Origin of the sequence: Vibrio sp. 10N.222.52.B7 (genome assembly GCF_041474275.1) — a bacterium.
Taxonomy (GTDB): domain Bacteria; phylum Pseudomonadota; class Gammaproteobacteria; order Enterobacterales; family Vibrionaceae; genus Vibrio; species Vibrio crassostreae_C.
The window spans coordinates 1-1,426 of the sequence record NZ_JBFRTU010000150.1 but is presented as its reverse complement, the minus strand read 5'-3'; the positions used below and the strand labels follow the sequence as shown (position 1 = coordinate 1,426).

Genomic DNA, 1,426 nt, shown 5'->3' with positions numbered 1-1,426 from the left:
TGAAGTGACCCCGTAAAGTTGGACATTTCTGTTAAGCGGCTTTCAAGGCCTGAGTTCGATATTCTATCGGAGTCAGGCCTTTTAGTTTCACTTTTATACGTTTGGTATTGTAGTACTCGATGTATTCTTTAATTTGCTCTATCAGAGCATCTGCATCTTCAAAGCTTTGGTTGTGATACATCTCTGTTTTGAGTAAAGCAAAAAAGTTTTCAGCAACCGCATTATCCAAGCAGTTACCTTTTCTCGACATGCTTTGCGTTAACCCACTCTCCGCTACCTTTTTTTGATACTGTCGATGGCGATATTGCCAACCTTGATCGCTATGTATAATTGGCTTTGAGTTGGGTTTAAGCTTTGATATGGCTTCCGTCAGCATATCCGTGACAAGCGGCAAGCAGGCATTTTTAGCCACTCTATAAGCAACCACTTCCTGAGTAAACAAGTCGACAACGGGAGACAAGTATACTTTCTGCTCTTTTACTTTGAACTCCGTGACATCAGTTACCCATTTTTCATCGGGTTGAGTCGCACTAAAATCTCTTTCAAGCACGTTAGGAGCTGCTGTTCCAGACTCTCCTCGATATGAACGATACTTTTTAATCCTGACCGTCGATTTAAGGTTGAGCTGAGCCATAAGCCTTTGAACCGTTTTGTGATTAAGCTCGAACCCCTGATTTTTTAGTTCCAAGTGAATTCGGCGGTAGCCGTATCGCCCCTTATGCTCATGATAAATTGACTTTATCAACCGCAGCTCACGTTCGTAGCTATTTGGGCGCTTGCTCGTTTGAGCCTGATAATAAAAGACACTTTTTGCCAGCTGTAGAGTGTGCAGTAAGTGCTTTAACGGGTATTTGCTTTTAAGAGTTAGAGCTATGACCGCTTTTTCTTTGTTCGACGGTTTTTTTCCTGCTCCAACTCTTCCAACTTTTTTAGAACGGCATTCTCGGTTCGTAAATAGACCAACTCCTCTTTTAGCTCCTCAAGTGTCATTTCATCATCAGGCTTAGTGGTACGTTGAGGTTGCTGTTTCATTGAGGGTCTTCCTTTCTGGCGCATTTTGAGCCCTTTGATACCGTGCTCATTAAATCGTTTGAGCCAGACAGAGAGTATCCCAGGGGATGAGAGGTTTAATACTGCGCTAGTGTGCGTGAGAGACCATTCATTCGTCCACATTAAATTCAATGCTTTTCGTTTTGTCTGAGCAGTAACCGCTTGGTTAGTTGGTAAAAATGAATCAGCACCATGGATGGCAAAGACTTGAGCCCAATACCGTATCTGTCTTGAAGAAATTGAATATTGTTTTGCTAAGTAGAGAGATGACGTGCCATCTAAGTATTGCCTAGCAATGAGACATTTTAGCTCTCGGCTATATTTGGACATAAAAAGACCCCCAATAATTGGTGTCCAACTATTGGGGGTCAGTTCA

General features: G+C 42.4%; 2 protein-coding genes. Both read right to left on the bottom strand.

Going from position 1 to position 1,426, the window contains the following annotated elements; translation table 11 throughout:
• Window positions 1-31: 31 nt before the first annotated feature.
• A complete protein-coding gene (locus AB4512_RS21895; RefSeq protein WP_106427119.1) occupies window positions 32-874 on the bottom strand; it encodes an IS3 family transposase in 843 nt (280 codons plus the stop codon).
• Window positions 871-1,380 carry a helix-turn-helix domain-containing protein gene (locus AB4512_RS21890; protein WP_372175655.1) on the bottom strand — a complete coding sequence of 170 codons (510 nt, stop codon included), beginning with the start codon at window positions 1,378-1,380 and terminating at the stop codon, window positions 871-873. The genes AB4512_RS21895 and AB4512_RS21890 overlap by 4 nt, the downstream gene beginning before the upstream one ends.
• Window positions 1,381-1,426 lie beyond the last annotated feature (46 nt).

Excerpts from the sequence above, each read along its gene's own strand:
- AB4512_RS21890 (WP_372175655.1), bottom strand. The coding sequence starts at position 1,380 with ATGTCCAAATATAGCCGAGAGCTAAAATGTCTCATTGCTAGGCAATAC.